This window comes from Streptomyces sp. AC627_RSS907, assembly GCF_019049165.1.
The window spans coordinates 1-806 of the sequence record NZ_JAGMUE010000234.1; the positions used below are offsets into that span (position 1 = coordinate 1).

The following is an 806-nucleotide window of genomic DNA, read 5'->3' on the forward strand; positions in this document are numbered from 1 at the left end:
GTTGCCGTACCTCTCCGGCAGGCGCACCCACTGAGTACCGGTCTGGAACGTGAAGGCGATGGCGTAGATCACCTCACGATGATCACGCCAGCGCCCACTCCGCTTCGACGTCCGGTCCGGGTGCAACGTCTCGATCCGCGCCCACTGCGCGTCACTCAACGGCACACCCGGACCAACAACCGCCTGATCGACACGAAATGGCCTAGCGGCCCCGGGCGGCCCGGCGGGCGAGCAGCGCTTCGCGTCGCTCGTCGAAGCGGGTCGCCTGCTCGTCGAGCCCGCCCATGTACATGCCCAGTTCCTCCTGCGCCGCGAGGCCGTCCGGGCCGAGCCCGGAGATCTCCAGCACCTTGAGGTAGCGCAGCACGGGCTGGAGCACGTCGTCGTGGTGGATGCGCAGGTTGTAGATGCCGCCGATGGCCATCTGGGCCGCCGCCCGCTCGAAGCCGGGGATGCCGTGGCCCGGCATCCGGAAGGCCACCACCACGTCGCGCACGGCGCACATGGTCTGGTCGGGGGCCATCTCGAAGGCCGCCGAGAGCAGGTTGCGGTAGAAGACCATGTGCAGGTTCTCGTCGGTGGCGATGCGCGCCAGCATCCGGTCGCACACCGGGTCGCCCGAGTGGTGACCGGTGTTGCGGTGCGAGATGCGGGTGGCGAGTTCCTGGAAGGCGACGTACGCGATCGAGTGCAGCATGCTGTGCGCGTTGTCGGACTGGAACCCCTCCGACATGTGCGACATGCGGAAGCGTTCGAGTTCGACCGGGTCCACGGCGCGCGAGGTGAGCAGGTAGTCGCGCATCACG

The 806-nt window shown here is 68.4% G+C and carries 2 protein-coding genes; both read right to left on the reverse strand.

All coding sequences use genetic code 11. The features are described from left to right. Positions 1 to 165, reverse strand: a 165-nt coding sequence (locus tag KUM32_RS45475) for a transposase (protein WP_217145577.1), incomplete at its 3' end; no start/stop codon positions are given. A 37-nt stretch (positions 166 to 202) separates the two neighbouring features. Beyond that, the coding region (locus tag KUM32_RS32780; protein ID WP_217145576.1) for an acyl-ACP desaturase at positions 203 to 806 on the reverse strand (604 nt) is incomplete at its 5' end.